The 17558-nt window shown below is 62.8% G+C and carries 19 protein-coding genes; 11 read left to right on the top strand and 8 right to left on the bottom strand.

Features of this window, described 5'->3' with window-relative positions; translation table 11 throughout:
• The first annotated feature begins 26 nt into the window (after positions 1-26).
• Positions 27-875, top strand: a complete 849-nt coding sequence (locus AWB80_RS13230) for an ureidoglycolate lyase (RefSeq protein WP_061175117.1) — start codon at positions 27-29, stop codon at positions 873-875.
• 72 nt (positions 876-947) lie between these two features.
• Here AWB80_RS13230 and AWB80_RS13235 read toward each other — a convergent pair whose 3' ends face one another.
• On the bottom strand, positions 948-1388 hold the full coding sequence (locus AWB80_RS13235) for a PaaI family thioesterase (protein ID WP_061163114.1): 441 nt from the start codon (positions 1386-1388) through the stop codon (positions 948-950).
• Positions 1389-1620: 232 nt separating this feature from the next.
• Between AWB80_RS13235 and AWB80_RS13240 the strand changes: the two genes are divergently transcribed.
• Complete coding sequence (locus AWB80_RS13240; protein WP_061175118.1) at positions 1621-3162, top strand: methyl-accepting chemotaxis protein; 1542 nt, start codon at positions 1621-1623, stop codon at positions 3160-3162.
• A gap of 6 nt (positions 3163-3168) precedes the next feature.
• On the opposite strand, the gene AWB80_RS13245 is transcribed toward AWB80_RS13240, so the two are convergent.
• Positions 3169-4281, bottom strand: a complete 1113-nt coding sequence (locus tag AWB80_RS13245; RefSeq protein WP_087131241.1) for an AGE family epimerase/isomerase — start codon at positions 4279-4281, stop codon at positions 3169-3171.
• 135 nt (positions 4282-4416) lie between these two features.
• On the opposite strand from AWB80_RS13245, the gene AWB80_RS13250 reads away from it, so the two are divergent.
• The 3 genes from AWB80_RS13250 (at position 4417) to AWB80_RS44380 (ending at position 6623) form a co-directional block, all read left to right on the top strand.
• The gene (locus AWB80_RS13250; RefSeq protein WP_061175120.1) at positions 4417-5100 is read left to right on the top strand and encodes an MgtC/SapB family protein; all 684 of its coding nucleotides are present in this window, start codon (positions 4417-4419) and stop codon (positions 5098-5100) included.
• A 122-nt stretch (positions 5101-5222) separates the two neighbouring features.
• Entirely contained in the window at positions 5223-6218 is a 996-nt protein-coding gene (locus tag AWB80_RS13255; RefSeq protein WP_061175121.1) for a hypothetical protein, read from the top strand.
• A 252-nt stretch (positions 6219-6470) separates the two neighbouring features.
• Entirely contained in the window at positions 6471-6623 is a 153-nt protein-coding gene (locus AWB80_RS44380; RefSeq protein ID WP_167390454.1) for a hypothetical protein, read from the top strand.
• Between the two features lie 154 nt (positions 6624-6777).
• On the opposite strand, the gene AWB80_RS13260 is transcribed toward AWB80_RS44380, so the two are convergent.
• A complete protein-coding gene (locus AWB80_RS13260; RefSeq protein WP_061175122.1) occupies positions 6778-6987 on the bottom strand; it encodes a hypothetical protein in 210 nt (69 codons plus the stop codon).
• A gap of 94 nt (positions 6988-7081) precedes the next feature.
• Here AWB80_RS13260 and AWB80_RS13265 point away from each other — a divergent pair, with 94 nt between their 5' ends.
• The 4 genes from AWB80_RS13265 (at position 7082) to AWB80_RS13280 (ending at position 11210) form a co-directional block, all read left to right on the top strand.
• Entirely contained in the window at positions 7082-8260 is a 1179-nt protein-coding gene (locus tag AWB80_RS13265) for a quaternary amine ABC transporter ATP-binding protein (protein WP_061175123.1), read from the top strand.
• Entirely contained in the window at positions 8253-9155 is a 903-nt protein-coding gene (gene choW, locus AWB80_RS13270; protein WP_061175124.1) for a choline ABC transporter permease subunit, read from the top strand. The genes AWB80_RS13265 and choW overlap by 8 nt, the downstream gene beginning before the upstream one ends.
• A 12-nt stretch (positions 9156-9167) precedes the next feature.
• On the top strand, positions 9168-10160 hold the full coding sequence (locus AWB80_RS13275; RefSeq protein WP_061175125.1) for a GlxA family transcriptional regulator: 993 nt from the start codon (positions 9168-9170) through the stop codon (positions 10158-10160).
• A gap of 102 nt (positions 10161-10262) precedes the next feature.
• Positions 10263-11210 (top strand): choline ABC transporter substrate-binding protein, encoded by a 948-nt coding sequence (locus AWB80_RS13280; protein ID WP_061175126.1) that lies wholly within the window; start codon positions 10263-10265, stop codon positions 11208-11210.
• Between the two features lie 45 nt (positions 11211-11255).
• Here AWB80_RS13280 and AWB80_RS13285 read toward each other — a convergent pair whose 3' ends face one another.
• The 5 genes from AWB80_RS13285 to AWB80_RS13305 all read right to left on the bottom strand — a co-directional run bounded on the left by AWB80_RS13285 (position 11256) and on the right by AWB80_RS13305 (position 14527).
• Positions 11256-11552, bottom strand: a complete 297-nt coding sequence (locus AWB80_RS13285) for a hypothetical protein (protein WP_061175127.1) — start codon at positions 11550-11552, stop codon at positions 11256-11258.
• Positions 11549-12028, bottom strand: coding sequence for a DUF2778 domain-containing protein (locus tag AWB80_RS13290; RefSeq protein WP_087131243.1), 480 nt, complete (start codon positions 12026-12028; stop codon positions 11549-11551). Before AWB80_RS13290 ends, AWB80_RS13285 begins: the two co-directional genes overlap by 4 nt.
• Positions 12029-12234: 206 nt before the next feature.
• Positions 12235-13002 carry a class II aldolase/adducin family protein gene (locus AWB80_RS13295; protein ID WP_061175128.1) on the bottom strand — a complete coding sequence of 256 codons (768 nt, stop codon included), beginning with the start codon at positions 13000-13002 and terminating at the stop codon, positions 12235-12237.
• Positions 13003-13056: 54 nt separating this feature from the next.
• On the bottom strand, positions 13057-14145 hold the full coding sequence (locus AWB80_RS13300; RefSeq protein ID WP_061175129.1) for a GlxA family transcriptional regulator: 1089 nt from the start codon (positions 14143-14145) through the stop codon (positions 13057-13059).
• 67 nt (positions 14146-14212) lie between these two features.
• Positions 14213-14527 carry a hypothetical protein gene (locus AWB80_RS13305; protein ID WP_061175130.1) on the bottom strand — a complete coding sequence of 105 codons (315 nt, stop codon included), beginning with the start codon at positions 14525-14527 and terminating at the stop codon, positions 14213-14215.
• A gap of 338 nt (positions 14528-14865) precedes the next feature.
• On the opposite strand from AWB80_RS13305, the gene AWB80_RS13310 reads away from it, so the two are divergent.
• Positions 14866-16260: an L-serine ammonia-lyase gene (locus AWB80_RS13310; RefSeq protein WP_061175131.1), complete on the top strand. Its 1395-nt coding sequence runs from the start codon at positions 14866-14868 to the stop codon at positions 16258-16260.
• Positions 16261-16300: 40 nt separating this feature from the next.
• Positions 16301-17545 (top strand): sarcosine oxidase subunit beta family protein, encoded by a 1245-nt coding sequence (locus tag AWB80_RS13315; RefSeq protein ID WP_061175132.1) that lies wholly within the window; start codon positions 16301-16303, stop codon positions 17543-17545.
• The last annotated feature ends 13 nt before the right edge of the window (positions 17546-17558 follow it).

Raw genomic sequence — 17558 nt, forward strand, 5'->3', positions numbered from 1 at the left:
TTTCGGAACCAGGAGGATCAAACCAGATGAAGCTGCTTCGTTACGGCCCCAAGGGTCAGGAAAAACCGGGTCTGCTGGATGCCGAGGGCCAGATTCGCGATCTGTCGAAGGTCGTCGATGACATCGCCGGCGCGACGCTGACCGATGCGGGCCTGGCGAAACTGCGCGCAACCGATTTCGCGTCGCTGCCGGTGGTCGACGGCAATCCGCGCATCGGGCCGTGTGTCGGGCGTATCGGCAAGTTCGTGTGCATCGGCCTGAACTATGCCGATCACGCCGCCGAATCGAATCTGCCGGTGCCGACCGAGCCGGTCATCTTCAACAAGTGGACGAGCGCGATCAACGGCCCGGACGACGACGTGGAAATCCCGCGCAACTCGGTCAAGACCGACTGGGAAGTCGAACTCGGCGTGGTGATCGGCAAGGAAGCCAAGTACGTCGATGAAGCGAACGCGCTGGATTACGTCGCGGGCTACTGCGTGATCAACGACGTCTCCGAGCGCGAATGGCAGCTCGAGCACGGCACGCAATGGGACAAGGGCAAGGGTTTCGACACCTTCGGCCCGATCGGTCCGTGGCTCGTCACGAAGGACGAAGTCGCCGATCCGCAGAAGCTCGATCTGTGGCTCGAGGTCGACGGCAAGCGCTATCAGAACGGCAACACGAAGACGATGGTCTTCACGGTCGCGCAACTGGTCGCGTATCTGTCGAAGGTGATGAGCCTGCAGCCGGGCGACGTCATTTCGACGGGCACGCCGCCGGGCGTCGGCATGGGCGTGAAACCGAACGCCGTGTATCTGAAGGCCGGCCAGACCATGCGCCTCGGCATTCAGGGTCTCGGCGAGCAGACGCAGAAGACCGTCGCGGCGCAGTAACGCGCACGCGCTAGCCGACAAAAAACCTCGCCGCGGCGAGGTTTTTTGCTTCATAGGACGGAGATTGAAGAGTCAGGCGTGAAAGACAGGCTCGGTGGCGACGCCCTCGCCGATGCGCGTGATCGTGCCCTGCGCGACCGCGACGAGCCGCTCGGCGCCGCCATCGGTGACGAACACGTCGCACTGGCAGGTCGCCTGCGTCATGCCCGCATGCACCACGCGCGCGCGCGCCATCAGCGTGCCGGAGACGGCCGGGCGCAGATAGTTGATCTTGTACTCCCCGGTGACGACCTTCGGCCCGAGCCGCAGCGCGCCCGCGAAGGTCAGCGCGTTGTCCACGAGATAACTCACCACCCCGCCGTGCACGAAACCGTGTTGTTGCCTCAGCTCGTCCCTGATCGTCAGACACAGCGTGAGACTCGCTGAATCGACCTGCATCAGCTTGGTTCCGAGCAAGGCGCTGAACGGTTGCGCATTCAGCGCACCGCGCGCGATATCGACGATTTCGGCCATTCGGACACTCCTTGGGTGGGTTCGGTGCCGTCCTGCAAAGACAATAGATAGCGTTCGCGCGCACTGCAAGGAAGTGACGCAAAAATTGTGCAATGGTGTGTTTCCGGCGCCGTCCTGCATTCGCGTAGACACGCTGCGCGGCAAACGATTCAAGCTTTCCGGTCCGATTGCCGTAAACCCGCACTATCCCCGCGATGGGCGGGCCTAATTTCGGAAAGTGTGGGTGCAAGTGATGTTCGGAAAGATCAAGGTTTCATCGGGTTTGCTCGCGGTTCTGGTGGTGTTCTGTCTCTTTCAGCTGGTCACGGAAGGACTCGGTTTCTGGTCGCTCTCGCGCACGCATGACGATGTCGGCAGCTTGTCCGATATCGCCTTGAAGCAGGTCAACGCGGTCAACAAGACCACGCAGCATCTGATGGACGCGCGCATCAACCTCTCGCGCGCCGGCACGCGCATGGTGCGCGGCGGCTCCGAGCCGACGGAGATCGTGCAGCACGCGCGCGAGCAGGTCGCGGCGGCGGACAAATCGTTCACGGCGTTCCTCAACGCGCCGAAGACGGGCGAGGAAAACGCGGCGCGCACGGCCGCGCTGCAGGCGAAATACGCCGACTATGCGAAGGCCTTGAGCGAACTCGTGCAATATCTCGACTCAGGCAATATCCAGGCGTTTCTCGATCAGCCGACCCAAGGCTTTCAGGACCGCTATCTCGCGGAGCAGCAGAACTTCGTCAATTTCGGCGATGAAGCGGGCCGCGCCTATCTTTCGTCGATCGACACGCGTTACGCGTGGTTCCGCGCGGTGGGCATCGTGATTCTCGTCGCGCTGATCGCGGGCATCGCGCTGGTGCATGTTGCGTTGCGCCGTGGCGTGATCGAGCCGCTGGAAGAAGCGGGCCGCCATTTCGAGCGCATCGCGAAGGGGCGTCTCGATGAGCGCATCGAGGATCGCGGCACCAACGAAATCGGCCGCCTGTTCGCGGGCCTCGCGACGATGCAGGCGAGCGTCGCGAGCACCGTGAAGACCGTGCGCGAGACGTCCGATTCGATCAACTTCGGCGCCGACGAAATCGCGAGCGGCAACGCCGATCTCTCCGCACGCACGGAGAATCAGGCGGCTTCGCTCGAAGAAACCGCATCGAGCATGGAAGAGCTGACCGCGACCGTGCGCCAGAACGCCGAGCACGCGCGCGAGGCGAACACGCTCGCCGGCGACGCGCTCAGCGCGACGTCGCGCGGCTCCAGCGTGGTCGACGATGTGGTCGAGAAGATGCGCGGCATCGCGTCGAGCTCGGACAAGATCGCGGAGATCATTTCGGTCATCGACGGCATCGCGTTCCAGACCAACATCCTCGCGTTGAACGCGGCCGTCGAGGCGGCGCGCGCGGGTGAGCAGGGCCGTGGCTTCGCGGTCGTGGCGGGCGAAGTGCGCGGTCTCGCGCAGCGTTCGGCGCAGTCGGCGAAGGAAATCAAGGAGCTGATCGGCGAATCGGTGGCGCAGGTGAGCGACGGCTCCGTGCTCGTCGAACGCGCGGGCGCGGCGATGCGCGAAGTATCGGCGTCGATTTCACGCGTCACGCAGATGATGGCGGAAATCAGCGCATCGTCGCTGGAGCAGAGCGTGGGGATCGAGCAGGTCAACCAGGCCGTCACGCAGATGGACGAGATGACGCAGCAGAACGCGGCGCTCGTCGAGCAGGCTGCGGCGGCCGCGTCGTCGCTGCATGAGCAGACGCGGCAACTGAAGGCGGCGGTTTCGGTATTCCAGCTCGCCTGATTCCGCTCAGTCCGGCAGCGCCGCGTATGACGTCGCGAGGTGATACGGCGTCGTCGACGGCATTTCCGAGCGGGCGATGTCGCCCTTGTCCGAGCGGCATTCGACCCAACCCGTTTCGTGCAGGAAACGCGCGCCAAAACGCGCGATCTGCTCGCCGACGGCGTCGCCGCGCGTAGCCAGCGCGCGCAGATATTCCGTCTGCGCCCAGATGCGCTGCGTGCCGTCGATCACGCGGCCGGTTTCGTCGAGCGCGGCGCACACGGCGCCCGTTTCCCGGTCGACGCCGTGTTGCTGCGCGAAATCGAACGCGCGCGCGAGTCCTTCATTGAGCCCCGCCGCTTCGAACGCGGCGTGCTTGCTCCCCAGCGCCAGGAAATACCATTCGAACTGATGGCCCGGTTCCAGCCGGTTGCCTGGCGTGCCCATCGGCAATTCGGCGATCGCGCCGCTCGGCTCGTGCACGAACGCATCCGCGACGGACTGCGCCAGCAGCGTGAGGCGCTTGTCATAGGCGGCCTCGCCGGTTGCATCGCGCGCGGCGAGCCAGGCTTCGGCGAGATGCATCAGCGGATTCTGCAAGGGCGTTTCGAGCGTCGCGCCGAAATCCTCGGCGAGCGCCGCGTTCAGCAGATCGCCGTGGCTCGAAAAACGCGCCTCGATGAGCCGCGAGGTTTCATCGAGCAGCGCGAAGGCTTCGGCCGAGCCGCTCTTCCTTGCGTAATGTGCGCACGCGAAAACGACGAACGCATGCGTGTACAGATCCTTCTGGCGCTCCAGCGGCGCGCCGCTTGCATCCACGCTGTAGAACCATCCGCCGTTTCGCTTGTCCTGAAAATAGTGCCGTAGCGATTCGAAGAGTGTCGCGGCGTGCGCGAGATCGCCGGCTTCCGAGAATACGAAGAGCTGGCGCGCGCAGGCCATCGCGCGATAGCGCTTCGGCGGCAGCGGCGCGTGATTGCCCGGCGCGACGGCTTCATAGGCCAGCCCGAGCGCCGCATTGAAGCCCGGCCCGCGCCAGATGGGCAGCACGATGTTCGAGAAATGCGCGCGCAAGTGCGCGGCGGAATCCGGGCTCGCCGATTGCATCGGCTGCGAAGCGTTTGATTGCTGATCCTGCATACGGAGACTCTTATGGGTCCGAGGGGCGCGTGGCCTTGCGAGGCACACGCAACAGGAAAGGATAGCAAAACCGGCCCGGCGCGCGCCGCGTCTTCGGACGGCGCGTCGGGCTTCTCGCCGAGAGGAGGCTAAAACATGTTGGGAAATATCGAAATCGTGTCGCGGCTCGTGATGGCCGCAGCGCTCGGCAGCGTGATCGGCTTCGAGCGCGAGCGGCTTTCGTGGGCGGCGGGACTGCGCACGCACATGCTCGTGTGCGTCGGCTCGGCGCTCATCATGATCGTGTCGGCGTACGGCTTCGCGGATGCACTGAAAAACGAACACGTCGTGCTCGATCCGTCACGGGTCGCGGCGCAGGTCGTGTCGGGCATCGGCTTTCTCGGCGCGGGCTCGATTCTGCTGCGTGGCGAAATCGTGCGCGGGCTGACGACGGCCGCGAGCCTCTGGTCGGTCGCGGCCATCGGGCTTGCGGTCGGCGGCGGGCTGTACACGGCGTCGATCGCGGCGACGGCGATCATCCTCGTCATTCTGGCGGGGATCAAGCCGCTCGAACGCCGCTTCATCAGCGTGAAGCAGCGCCGCCAGCTGACGATGCTCGTCGAACGCGGCTCGCTCAGCTTTCATGCGCTACACGAGGCGCTCGGGCCCGGCAGCGTGCGCGTGAAGCAGTTCGTCGTGCAGCAAAGCGACGATTCGCCCGAACTGGACGAGGTGCGCGTGGAACTGTCGCGCGCGTCGGCGATGGAATATCAGGCGATCTGCGAACGTCTGCGACAACTCGACGTCGTGCGCGAGTTTCGCGAGGACGATGCGACCTGAATTCATCGTCGATGATGCTGGTTTGCGCACGCGCCATGCGACAATGCGGCCTCTCGAAAATAATCGCCGACGCGCCGGTGTGCCTCGCATGCCGGCCATAGAGGCCGCAGTCTTTCGAACCTATGCCAGATTCCGCAGTAAAGAGAGATCCTGATTCCGCCGTACCCTCGCGCCGTCGCCGCGCAGCGCAGGCCGCGCCATCCAGCGCCGATACCGAAAAGAAGCTCGCTCGCGCCGCACGCTCGGCGCAGCGTCTCGCTCAATTGAGCGAAGGCGGGCGCGGCGGCGAAACGCTCGACCTGTTCGCCGACGACGCTGAACGCGCACATTTGCAGGCGCTCAACACCGATATCCGTCAGGGCACGTTCGAAGGTTTCGAATTGCCGGAGGTGTTTCTCGCGGTCGTGCAATCGAACTGCGGGACAGCGTCGCCGGTCGCAAGCGGCGAGGCCAAGCGCGCGGTGCGCGAAAACGTGGCGTCGGTTGCACCGGTGCAGGGGCTGTTTCCGGAAGAACCGACGCCGCCAGCCAAAACGGGCGCGCTCGCCGCGGTCGCGACGCGATCGGCGAGCATCAGCACGTCTGTCGCGCCGGATAGCGCGCCGCCTTCGGTCGCCGATATCGCCTCCGCGCTGATCGCGAGCGATCGCGGCGAGCTCACCGGCAGCGCACCGCTCGCAAAGCCGAACGCACCCGAACTCGACCGCGCCCGCGCCACCGCATTCGCCGACACCATCGACGCGCTGTATGCCGTGGTCGCGGAACAGCGCACGTCCACGGCCGCCCACGCGCGTCGCATGAAGACAATGCTGACGATCATCGTGTGCGTGATGCTCGTCACGGTGGCGACCGGCATCGCGCAGACGGCCGTGCTGCTGCGCATGAGCCACGATGGCAAGCTCCAACAGGATCGCATGGAGCAACTGATGCTCAATCAGCAGGCGACGCTCGCCTCGCTCTTCGATACCGATTCCTCGACCATCAGCCTGCGCTCCGATATGCCGCGCGACTCCGACGACGCCCCGCCCGTTCAGCCCGTCAGCGCCGCCAAGCGCGATTCCACGCCGAACAAGCACACGCGTCACGCGCGCCATCGCGCCCCTTCATCGACGCACTGATTCCCGCTGTCACATTCCTGCGACACCCCGCGCTGCGGCGGCGTGTCGCGCTTTCGCGCGCCTGGAAAGCACAAGTCCATCGTACGGGCCTTTCCCACCCGGCCCTCTTTTCTGAGATCGCCGAATCGGTAGTTCTGTAGAAAAACTACTAGCTTCTTCTCCGAAAAATGTTGCATTGCACTAGAAATAGATCAGGGCAAACCCTATAATTCGTTCTAAGGGAAAACCCTCTATCGCTAACCGGAGTCAGACATGAGCTACCTCTTCGCCCTGCTGCAAAAATTTGCTTCGCTGTTCGAATCGCCGCATCTGCCGATGGACAAAGACTACTCGTATCAAGCGCGTTTCCGCGAATCGGAACGCAAGCGCAAGGCACGCGGCACGGCCTTCGGCGTCCGCCTGTAATGCGCGGCTGATGGCGGCGCGGGACACACAACACCAGCAATACGCGACGGCACACGCCGCACGACCCGCCCGCCCATTTTTCTTGTTCGTGTAGTTTTTCTAGCATTTTTCTGCTGTTCCGAGCGTCGCTTCAGACGCATCTTCCATCCGCGCTTCACGCGTGCGACGCAGTTTCCTCCCTTTCGTTCTCCTGACGCCCTGCTTTTCCTGCGGCCTGCATCGAAAAAAAGTCCTGCGACTTGTTCTGACGCGACACGCCGAAAATCGCAAGATCGTTCTCTTCGCTGCCCGCAAACCCTTGTCCAGCAAGGCTCCGCTTCGTCTCTAAGAACGCGCTCCTTATTCTAGTGTCGTATTTCCACATGTGGTTGTCGCAAATAGTCGGCTGACGAGACTTTTTTCTGGCAACTATGTATGCAGAGCGTGGACGCGCGTCCGCGCACGCCAGGAGATATTCGATGAATTCCCCCAAGGTAGTAGTCGAAGGACTGTGCAAGGTGTTCGGCAACAGTCCCAAGCAGGCGCTCGACATGCTGGCCGGCGGCGCGACGAAGGAAGAAGTCTTCAAGCGCACCGGACAGATCGTCGGCGTCCATAACGTCTCCTTCGATGTCAAGGAAGGCGAGATTTTCGTGCTCATGGGCCTGTCCGGCTCGGGCAAATCCACGCTGATCCGGCTCATCAACCGGCTGGTCGAACCGACTGCCGGCAAGGTGCTGATCGACGGCCGCGACGTGGCCGCCGTGCCGCGCTCGGAACTCACGTCCCTGCGCCGCAAGGACATGAGCATGGTGTTTCAGTCCTTCGCGCTCATGCCGCAGCGCACCGTTCTTTCCAACGCCGCATTCGGCCTCGAGGTCGCGGGCGTCGGCAAGAAGGAGCGCGAAAAGCGTGCGATGACCGTGCTGGAACAGGTCGGCCTCGCGCCCTTCGCGCAGAAACTGCCCGCGCAGCTATCGGGCGGCATGCAGCAGCGTGTGGGCCTCGCGCGCGCACTCGCGGTGAATCCTTCGCTGATGATCATGGACGAGGCCTTCTCGGCGCTCGACCCGCTCAAGCGCAAGGAAATGCAGAACGTGCTGCTCGATCTGCAGCGCGAGCAGCGCCGCACGATTCTCTTCGTGTCGCACGATCTGGAAGAAGCGATGCGCATCGGCACGCGCATCGCGATCATGGAAGGCGGCCGCGTCGTGCAGATCGGCACGCCGCAGGAAATCATCACCAATCCCGCCGACGACTACGTGGAAGCCTTCTTCGAAGGCATCGACACGAGCCGCTATCTGACCGCCGGCGATCTGATGCAGACCGACGACGTGCCGCTCATGAAACACTCGCCGCAGATCGACGCATCGAGCGTCGCGGCGACGCTCAACGGCAGCGCGGACTACGCCTTCGTGCTCGACGGCGAGCGCCGCATCCGCGGCTTCGTCGGCCGCGACGCCAACGGCAACGCCGCGCCGCAGATCAGGCCCATCGAATGCATCCAGCGCAGCATGGCGCTCGATGACGTCGTGAACCGCGTGGTCGCGAGTCCGGCGCCGCTGCCCGTCGTCGAGGCGGACGGCTCGTATTGCGGTTCGATCAACAAGAGCAATGTCCTGAAGGTCCTTACGCACCATCGAGGTTCCCATGTCTGAAATCATTCCGCTTGGCAGTTGGGTGGACCACGGCGTCCACTATCTCCTCGATCACGACGCGAAAACCTTCGACTCGATCGGCAAGGTCATCGAGACGTTCGCCGCGGCGGTCGAGCACGGCCTGCAGGCCATCCCGATGTGGCTGCTGATGGCGATCTTCGTCGGCATCGGCTTGTGGCGCGTCGGCTGGCGATTCGCGGCGTTCGTGCTCGCTTCGCTATTGCTGATCTACGCGACGAACTTCTGGGATCAGATGGTCATCACGCTGGGCCTCACGCTGTCGTCGACGATCATCAGCCTGATGCTCGGCATACCGCTCGGCATCTGGACCTCGAAGAGCCGCTACGTCGAGATGGGGGTGCGCCCGGTGCTCGATCTGATGCAGACGATGCCCGCCTTCGTCTACCTGATTCCGGCCGCGATGCTGTTCGGCCTGGGCCGCGTGCCGGGGATTCTGGCGACCGTCATCTTCGCGATGCCGCCGGCCGTCCGACTCACCGCGCTCGGCATCAAGCAAGTGAATCGCGAGATCGTGGAAGCGGGTCAGGCCTTCGGTTGCACGCCGTTCCAGCTGCTCTACAAGGTGCAGATTCCGAACGCGTTGCCGTCGATCATGACCGGCGTGAACCAGACGATCATGATGGCGCTGTCGATGGTGATCATCGCGTCGATGGTCGGCGCGGGCGGTCTCGGTAACGACGTGCTCGCATCGATCCAGCGTCTGGATATCGGCCTCGGTTTCGAGAGCGGCTTGTCGGTGGTGTTGCTGGCGATCATTCTCGACCGCATCACCGAGAGCTTCGGACGGATGCCCGGCATGGCGCGCGCCCCGCTGTTCGCCGGTCTCAGGAGCGTGATGAAAGTGCGCCGCACGCCCGCGACGCAACAAGGCTGAGAGGCTTGAAACATGAAGCGCGACGCGATCGTCCCAGCGGTTACGGATTCACCGTTGTCCAATCTCGCGCACTTCGGCTTTCTCACGCTGCCGAACTTCTCGATGATCGCGTTCACGAGCGCGGTCGAGGTGCTGCGCATGGCCAATTACGTCGGCCGCGCGCAGCATTATCGATGGTCGATCATCACGCCGGACGGCGAGCCCGCGCGTGCGAGCAACGGCATCACCGTGAAGCCGACCGTCACGCTCGACGAGGCGGGCATGCCGGACGTGCTGATCGTGTGCGCGGGCTGGCACGTCGCCGATCATGTCGACGACAAGGTGATCGCGCTGTTGCAGCGCGCGCATGAGGCGGGCATTCCGCTCGGCGGGATCTGCACCGGGCCGTATGCGCTGCTCGCGGCGAAACTGCTCGATGGCTATCGCTGCACGCTGCACTGGGAAGACATGTCGCCGGTCAACAAGCGCTTTCCGCATGTGCGTTTCGCGGACGAGCTGTTCGTGATCGACCGCGATCGCATGACATGCACGGGCGGCACCGCGCCGCTCGACCTGATGCTCAATCTCGTCGGCATGCGGCTCGGGCAGGCGCATGCGGCGCAGGTGTCGGAGCAGTTCATCGTCGAGCGGATTCGCGGCTCGACGGATTACCAGCACATTCCTGTCGATGCGCGCGTCGGCTTCTCGCGCGCCGAGCTGGTCGAAGTCGTGCGGCTGATGGAGGCGAACATCGAAGAGCCGCTGTCGCTCGACGAACTCGCGCGTCTCGTGCATCTGTCGCAGCGGCATTTGCAGCGCATGTTCAAGATGTTCCTCAATGTCTCGCCGACGCATTACTACCTGACGCTGCGCCTGCGCCGCGCGCGTGAGCTGTTGCGCAACACGGATGCATCCATCGCACGTGTGACGAGCATCTGCGGCTTCCATTCGCCTTGTCACTTCAGCAAGGCGTATCGCGCGCAGTTCGGTCATGCGCCGAGCGTGGAGCGCCGTTTATCGGCCTGACGTCCTGCTGGTCTGTTTTCTTCGCTCCGTGCGGGCTCGGCCGAGTCGCGCGCGCGGGCCGGGTCGCGTCTTCGTGCCTTCAAAAAACTGGGAGAGAGATACATGAAATGCTTGTGGATCGCGTCGCTGGCCGCGGCGATGTTGTCGGGTGCGTATGCCGCGAATGCGGCCGAACCTGCCGCGTGCAAGAACGTGCGCTTCGCGGATGTCGGCTGGACGGATATCGCCGCGACCACCGGACTTGCATCGACGATTCTCCAGGGCCTCGGCTACAACCCGACGAAGACGATCGCCTCGGTGCCGATCACGTTCGCGGGCGTGAAGAGCAAGCAGATCGACGTGTTCCTCGGCTACTGGTCGCCGACGATGGACCCGATGATCGATTCGTTCAGGAAAGCGAATCAAGTGAAGATCCTGCCGACGCCGAATCTCACGGGCGCGAAGTACACGCTCGCGGTGCCTGACTATGCGTATCAGGCGGGCATCAAGAATTTCAGCGACATCGCGAAGAATTTCGACAAGCTCGATGGCAAGATCTACGGCATAGAGCCTGGCAACGACGGCAATGCGCTCATCAAGAAGATGATCGACAGCAACATGTACGGGCTCGGCAAGTTCAAGCTCGTGGAGTCGAGCGAGGCGGGCATGCTCGTCGAGGTGAATCGCGCGGTTCGCGAGAAGAAGCCGATCGTGTTTCTCGGCTGGGAGCCGCATCCGATGAACGTGCAGATGAAGATCGACTATCTCGCGGGCGGCGATGACGTGTTCGGGCCGAACTACGGCGAAGCGAAGGTGCTGACGGTCACGCCGACGGACTACGACACGCGCTGCCCGAATGTGGCGAAGCTCGTATCGAATTTGCAGTTCACGACGGATATCGAGAACCACGTGATGCTGCCGATCATGAACAAGACGGATGCGAACAAGGCGGCGCGTGAATGGCTGAAGGCGAATCCGGGCGTGCTCGACAAATGGCTCGCGGGGGTGAAGACGATTGATGGGAAGGAGGGATTGCCGGCGGTGAAGGCGTATGTGGCGGCGGGGAACTGATCGACGGGTGCGGCTTTGGCTATCTGGCCATTGCCGCAATGAGAGTCAGGCGCGAGGCCGACCGTTTATGAGGCGCACCGCGATCTGGAACAGCCCAAACACCAGAACCCCGACGACAAGCCAGCTAACGACGAAGATGCCGATAAGCCCTATAGTCGAGATGTCCCAAGGATCGTTGATCTCGGCGCGCACGGCCTCCAGAACGTAGCGGATCGTCATATCCATCCAGTAGGGCATCATCGGTGTGCGGCGAATGATGAAGACAGCCAAGACGATGCCTAGCTCGTATGTCACAAAAACGAGCAGTGCCGTACGAAGAAGGAGAAGGGACATGCGCTTCATCGAACTTCCACCGTGCCATAGGCCATGAATATGGACTTCGGCACTGGAAGCTGTGGCGGGCTCTTTCGAATATATCGCTGCAGATACTCGAATTCGGCTGGATTAACGAGTGTAATACAACCCTCGCTCAACCCGGCATCCCCGCTTGGGTGAAGGCGAAATTGTCCACGTCTTATGCCATGAATCATTGTATCGTCGCCCGTATCCGGATTCCAAAGCATGAACCATTTTGAACGATCGGATGACCTCGTATGCGCCGCCATCCAATCGTGGACGTCGCCGAACAGGCCACCTGATTGTCGGTCCACTAGATAATAGGTACCCGGCGGAATGGGGCCGATGTTCGGTTTGTCTGTAGCGTTCGGATTATTGATCCCTTCTTTCTGACCGGAGAACGCCTCAACTGTCCCGTATCCGGAGCAAATGAGAGTCGATGACGTTTTGTTATTCAGCGTGAATGTGCAGCGTACCGGCATCGTGTAGGCAACGATAGAAAATTGACGTGCTCACGGTAGCGGCTACTCGTTACGGCGTGTGTAACCTTGTGCAAAAACTGAGGAGTAAAATGGGCCGCCAGGCAAAGGGTATTGCAGGAATGCTAATTATGAGCAATGTTTAAACGGAAATTGCCGGAATGACACATTCATATGTGCCTTCCGGCATTCAAAATTGAGACTTCGCATCAACTCCTATAATCCGTCCCCCCACTCCCCTCGATCATCCTCAACGCCGCCTCCCACTGCAGCGCCATAATCCCATCCGCTTCATCCCGTCGATATTGCTCCGCCGTCAACTCACAAACCTTCTTCGACGGAAAATTCAATTCCCCATTCCCCGCCAACGCCCGAATCTGAATCTCGCACGCCCGCTCGAGAAAATACATTTCCTGAAACGCCTCGGGAATCGACTTTCCGCAAGTCAGCAACCCGTGATTCTTCAAGATCATCGCGTTATGCGCGCCGAGATCATTGACGAGTCGATCCCGCTCCGCGAGATCCAGCGCGATCCCTTCATAGTCGTGATACGCAATATGCCCGTAATACTTCAATGCATGCTGGCTGATCGGCAAAAGCCCCTGCTTCTGCGCCGACACCGCGGCGCCCGCCGCCGTATGCGTATGCACGACGCACAGCACATCGGGCCGCGCCATGTGAACGGCGGAATGAATCGTGAAGCCCGCCGGATTCACGCGATGCCGCTCCGGATCATCGCCCGCGCCCGCTTCTACCGGACGTCCCTCATGATCGATGCGCACCAGATCCGACGCCCGCATCTCGTCGAACAGCACGCCATACCGATTGATCAGAAAGTGATGGTCGGAGCCCGGCACGCGCGCGCTGATATGCGTGAAGATCATGTCGGTCCAGCGAAAGTGTCCGATCACGCGATAAAGCGCCGCGAGATCGCAACGCACTTTCCACTCTTCCTGGGAATATCCGTGAGTCTGCATGCCGTTCCTCCTGGGTTTGTTGAGCCGCGCAACGCGTGAACAAAAGGAAACCGTCTAGATTGCCTGCGCGCGGCCCGGAAAAACTTCGTCGTAATCCATTGGCTGATTCGCTTCCGGCGCATCCTGTACGCCGCCCTGCTCGCGATACATCATCGGCGGCACACCGAACTGTTTGCGAAACTCGCGGCCGAGATGCGAGGCATCGGAGAAACCGCAACTCGACGCGATATCGGCGACGGTCTTGTCCGAACTCGTCAGCAGCCACGCGGCCGTGCGCAGCCGCACCTGCTTCGCGTAAGCCTGCGGCGCCTTGCCGGTTTCGGCCTTGAAGAGGCGCTCCAGTTGCCGGGTCGACAAATCGAGCTTGTGCGCGAGTTCATCGAGCGTGAGCGAACGCCCGACGTGCTGTTCCATCAGCAGGATCGCACGTTTCACCTTCGGATGCGTCGCGGGCGCGAGGCCTGGCGGATGCGGCTGCGGCGCGTTGCCTTTCTGCATGTCGTCGACGAGCAGGATGCGCAGCGCCTTTTGCACCGTCGCCGTCTCGAAGTGACGCAGAAGAATCGCGGCGGCGACATCGATCGACGCGCGCCCGCCCGAACACGTGATCCGCCTTCTGTCGATGACGAAGAGCCGGTCCGCGACGAGCGCCTGTTCATCGGCATGGGGGAAACGCTCGACGAAATCCCAGTAGTGAAACCAGCTCACGCAGATGCGATGTCCTTCGAGCACGCCCGCGCGCATCAGCGAAAACACGCCGGTGCACATGCCGACGAGCGTCGCATTCGACGCGGCGGCGCGGCGGATGAACTGAAGCGTCGCCTCGCTCGTGGCGGGACCGGAATGCAGCAGGCCGCCGACCACCACCACGTAATCGAACGGCTCGGCCTGATCGTAGGTTTCCCACGGCGTGATCTGGATGCCGCAACTCGCGCGCACCGGCGCGAGCGTCTCGCCGATGACGCTCCACGAGCAGCGCACCGGGCGGCTGAAATCGCCTTCGTCGGCGGACAGGCGCAACAGATCGACGAAACCGGAGAACGCGGTCAGCGTGAAGTTCGGCAACAGAATGATGCCGAAGCGGATGCGTGATTTCGATTGACCGTCGACGGAAGACGGCGGAAGGGACTCGGCGGCGTTCATGCGGGCGACATGCGGCTGGGACGTTATCCGTCGAGCATAACACCCGGCCGCGGGCATCGGGCGTGCTTCAGCCGCCGAGCACGGCGAACGCCCAGGCGAAGACGCCGCCGATCACCGCGCCGGTCGCGCGGCCGAGCACGCTCGCGATGGTGTAATCGCCCCAACGCTGCTCGACTTCGGCCTTCAACACGCCGAAGTAGCGCAGCACGGGATCGATCGAGCAGAGCAGCGCCAGTGCGGCCCAGACGGGCGCCTGGCGCGTGAGCACGCGATCGACGGCGAGGAGATCGGCTGCCTGAAGCGCGCCGACGACAACCACGCCGACGAGGAAAGCGAGAGTCCAGGATTTGAAGAACTGATCGGGTAGTGCGTGAGTTTCCATCGATGCAAACGGGAGAAGCGGGAAAGGGCGGAAAGCGCACCGAAGCCTGCTGGCACGGCGCACTGAGAACCTAGGGAATATACCGATGCACGCTCTTCCGGCGCTTCGGACCAGTCTCAAAAATCTGAAAAGTGCAACGAAGATGCGCAGAAACGCGCCGCGCGCGAAACGCTCTGTTAAACGCGCCGGTTTTGCGGGAGAACGTCGCCTTTTGGGACACGAATGAGCCCCTGACGTCGCGATCCCATTTCGATGGCGGTTTTGTTCTATCGAGTCCTTGCAGGGTTTGGTGCAATGAGAGCCATACCGAAACCGCGCCAAAACCCAGGGACTCGCCCATGAATGTCAGCGTCTTCGATCTGTTCAAGATCGGCATCGGACCCTCTAGCTCGCATACCGTCGGGCCGATGATCGCGGCGTGCCGTTTCGCGTCGCATGTCGAGGACGCCAATCTGCTCGCCTTCGTCACGCGCGTGCGCGCCGAACTGTTCGGCTCGCTCGGGGCGACCGGCAAGGGCCACGGCACCGACAAGGCCGTGCTGCTCGGCCTCGAAGGCAATCTGCCCGATCTCATCGATCCCGACTCGATCGCGCCGCGCCTCGCGGACATCCGCGCGACGAAGCGCCTCAAGCTGCTCGGCAAGCATGACGTCGTGTTCGAGGAGCGCGAGCATATCGGCTTCTATCGCAAGCTGATGCCGGGCGCGCCGGGATCGAGCATCGTGCATCCGAACGGCATGCGCTTTCAGGCGTTCGACGAGAACGGCCAGTTGCTCGTCGAGAAGGAGTATTACTCGGTCGGCGGCGGCTTCGTCGTGAATCGCGAGGGCGATCGCGTCAATGGCTTGCGGGCGAGCAACCCGGTGCCGCATCCGTTTCGCACCGGCGACGATCTGATGCGCGTCTGCCAGGAGACAGGTCTGTCTATCGCCGACGTGACCATGCAGAACGAATGCGCGAATCGCACCGAAACCGAGGTGCGCGAAGGCCTGCTCGCGGTGTGGCGCGTGATGGCCGCGTGCGTCGAGCGCGGCTGCAAGGAACGCGGCGAATTGCCTGGCCCGATGCATGTCAAGCGCCGCGCCGCCGATCTGAACGCCTCGCTGCGCTCGCGCTCCGAGGAGTCGCTGCGCGATCCCTTGTCGATGCTCGACTGGGTCAATCTCTACGCGATGGCCGTCAACGAAGAAAACGCCTCGGGCGGCCGCGTCGTCACCGCGCCGACCAACGGTGCGGCCGGCGTGATTCCCGCCGTGCTGCACTACTACGTGAAGTTCATGCACGGCTCGAACGACGAAGGCATCGTGCGCTTCCTGCTGACGGCCGCGGCCATCGGCATCATCTACAAGGAAACGGCTTCGATCTCCGGCGCGGAAGTGGGCTGCCAGGGCGAAGTGGGCGTCGCGTGCTCGATGGCCGCCGCCGCGCTTGCCGCCGTGATGGGCGGCACGCCCGCGCAAGTGGAAAACGCCGCCGAGATCGGCATGGAACACAACCTCGGCATGACGTGCGATCCCGTCGGCGGGCTCGTGCAGATTCCGTGCATCGAGCGCAACGCGATGGGCGCGATCAAGGCGCTCAACGCCGCGCGCATGGCGATGAAGGGCGACGGCAAGCATTACGTGTCGCTCGATTCGGTCATCAAGACGATGCGCGAAACCGGCGCCGACATGAAGACGAAATACAAGGAGACGTCGCGCGGTGGCCTCGCCGTCAACGTCATCGAATGCTGAATTGCCCAAACGCTAAAACCCTGCACCGAAGGAAACACCCATGAGCCGCTACTCGATATTCAGCCTCTTGCGCAACGGCATGTCGTATCACGAGAACTGGGAGCGCCAATGGCGCAGCCCCGAGCCGAAGCGCGAGTACGACGTGGTGATCGTCGGCGGCGGTGGTCATGGTCTCGCGACCGCGTATTACCTCGCGAAGGAGCACGGCATCACCAATGTCGCGATTCTGGAGAAGGGCTGGATCGGCGGCGGCAACACGGCGCGCAACACGACCATCGTGCGCTCGAACTATCTGTGGGACGAATCGGCCGCGCTGTACGAGAAAGCGATGAAGCTGTGGGAAGGTCTCTCGCAAGACCTCAACTACAACGTAATGTTCAGTCAGCGCGGTGTGATGAACCTCGCGCATACCTTGCAGGATGTTCGGGATACTGAACGTCGCGTGAATGCGAACCGCCTGAACGGTGTCGACGCAGAGTTCCTCACGCCGCAGCAGATCAAGGAAATCGAGCCGACCATCAACCTGAACAGCCGTTATCCGGTGCTGGGCGCGTCGATTCAGCGTCGCGGCGGCGTGGCGCGTCACGATGCGGTCGCGTGGGGCTTCGCGCGCGGCGCGGATCGCGCGGGCGTCGACATCATCCAGAACTGTCAGGTGGTGGGCATTCGCCGCGACGGCAATCAGGTGACGGGCGTCGATACGACCAAGGGCTTCATCAAGGCGAAGAAGGTCGCGGTCGTCGCCGCAGGCAACACGACGACGCTCGCCGACATGGCCGGCGTGCGCCTGCCGCTCGAAAGCCATCCGCTGCAGGCGCTCGTGTCCGAGCCGATCAAGCCGGTGGTGAACACGGTCGTGATGTCGAACGCGGTGCATGCGTACATCAGCCAGTCCGATAAGGGCGATCTCGTGATCGGCGCGGGCGTCGATCAGTACGCGGGCTTCGGTCAGCGCGGCAGTTTTCACATCATCGAAGGCACGCTGGAAGCGATCGTCGAAATGTTCCCGGTGTTCTCGCGCGTGCGCATGAATCGCCAGTGGGGCGGCATTGTCGATGTGTCGCCGGATGCGTGCCCGATCATTTCCAAGACCGACGTGAAGGGTCTCTACTTCAACTGCGGCTGGGGCACGGGTGGCTTCAAGGCGACGCCGGGCTCGGGCTGGGCCTACGCCCACACGATCGCGAAGGACGAGCCGCATGCACTGAACGCGCCGTTCTCGCTGGATCGCTTCTATACCGGTCATCTGATCGACGAACACGGCGCGGCTGCCGTGGCTCACTAACCGCATCGAGGAA

This window comes from Caballeronia pedi (assembly GCF_001544915.2).
GTDB lineage: Bacteria > Pseudomonadota > Gammaproteobacteria > Burkholderiales > Burkholderiaceae > Caballeronia > Caballeronia pedi.

Coding starts and splice junctions, on each gene's coding strand:
- AWB80_RS13290 (WP_087131243.1), bottom strand. CDS start 12,028: ATGCCGGTACGCTGCACATTCACGCTGAATAACAAAACGTCATCGACT.
- AWB80_RS13235 (WP_061163114.1), bottom strand. CDS start 1,388: ATGGCCGAAATCGTCGATATCGCGCGCGGTGCGCTGAATGCGCAACCG.
- AWB80_RS13310 (WP_061175131.1), top strand. CDS start 14,866: ATGAATGTCAGCGTCTTCGATCTGTTCAAGATCGGCATCGGACCCTCT.
- AWB80_RS13275 (WP_061175125.1), top strand. CDS start 9,168: ATGAAGCGCGACGCGATCGTCCCAGCGGTTACGGATTCACCGTTGTCC.
- AWB80_RS13250 (WP_061175120.1), top strand. CDS start 4,417: ATGTTGGGAAATATCGAAATCGTGTCGCGGCTCGTGATGGCCGCAGCG.
- AWB80_RS13305 (WP_061175130.1), bottom strand. CDS start 14,527: ATGGAAACTCACGCACTACCCGATCAGTTCTTCAAATCCTGGACTCTC.
- AWB80_RS13285 (WP_061175127.1), bottom strand. CDS start 11,552: ATGAAGCGCATGTCCCTTCTCCTTCTTCGTACGGCACTGCTCGTTTTT.
- AWB80_RS13260 (WP_061175122.1), bottom strand. CDS start 6,987: ATGTGGAAATACGACACTAGAATAAGGAGCGCGTTCTTAGAGACGAAG.
- AWB80_RS13265 (WP_061175123.1), top strand. CDS start 7,082: ATGAATTCCCCCAAGGTAGTAGTCGAAGGACTGTGCAAGGTGTTCGGC.
- AWB80_RS13240 (WP_061175118.1), top strand. CDS start 1,621: ATGTTCGGAAAGATCAAGGTTTCATCGGGTTTGCTCGCGGTTCTGGTG.
- AWB80_RS13245 (WP_087131241.1), bottom strand. CDS start 4,281: ATGCAGGATCAGCAATCAAACGCTTCGCAGCCGATGCAATCGGCGAGC.
- AWB80_RS13280 (WP_061175126.1), top strand. CDS start 10,263: ATGAAATGCTTGTGGATCGCGTCGCTGGCCGCGGCGATGTTGTCGGGT.
- AWB80_RS13230 (WP_061175117.1), top strand. CDS start 27: ATGAAGCTGCTTCGTTACGGCCCCAAGGGTCAGGAAAAACCGGGTCTG.
- AWB80_RS13255 (WP_061175121.1), top strand. CDS start 5,223: ATGCCAGATTCCGCAGTAAAGAGAGATCCTGATTCCGCCGTACCCTCG.
- AWB80_RS13315 (WP_061175132.1), top strand. CDS start 16,301: ATGAGCCGCTACTCGATATTCAGCCTCTTGCGCAACGGCATGTCGTAT.
- choW (WP_061175124.1), top strand. CDS start 8,253: ATGTCTGAAATCATTCCGCTTGGCAGTTGGGTGGACCACGGCGTCCAC.
- AWB80_RS44380 (WP_167390454.1), top strand. CDS start 6,471: ATGAGCTACCTCTTCGCCCTGCTGCAAAAATTTGCTTCGCTGTTCGAA.
- AWB80_RS13295 (WP_061175128.1), bottom strand. CDS start 13,002: ATGCAGACTCACGGATATTCCCAGGAAGAGTGGAAAGTGCGTTGCGAT.
- AWB80_RS13300 (WP_061175129.1), bottom strand. CDS start 14,145: ATGAACGCCGCCGAGTCCCTTCCGCCGTCTTCCGTCGACGGTCAATCG.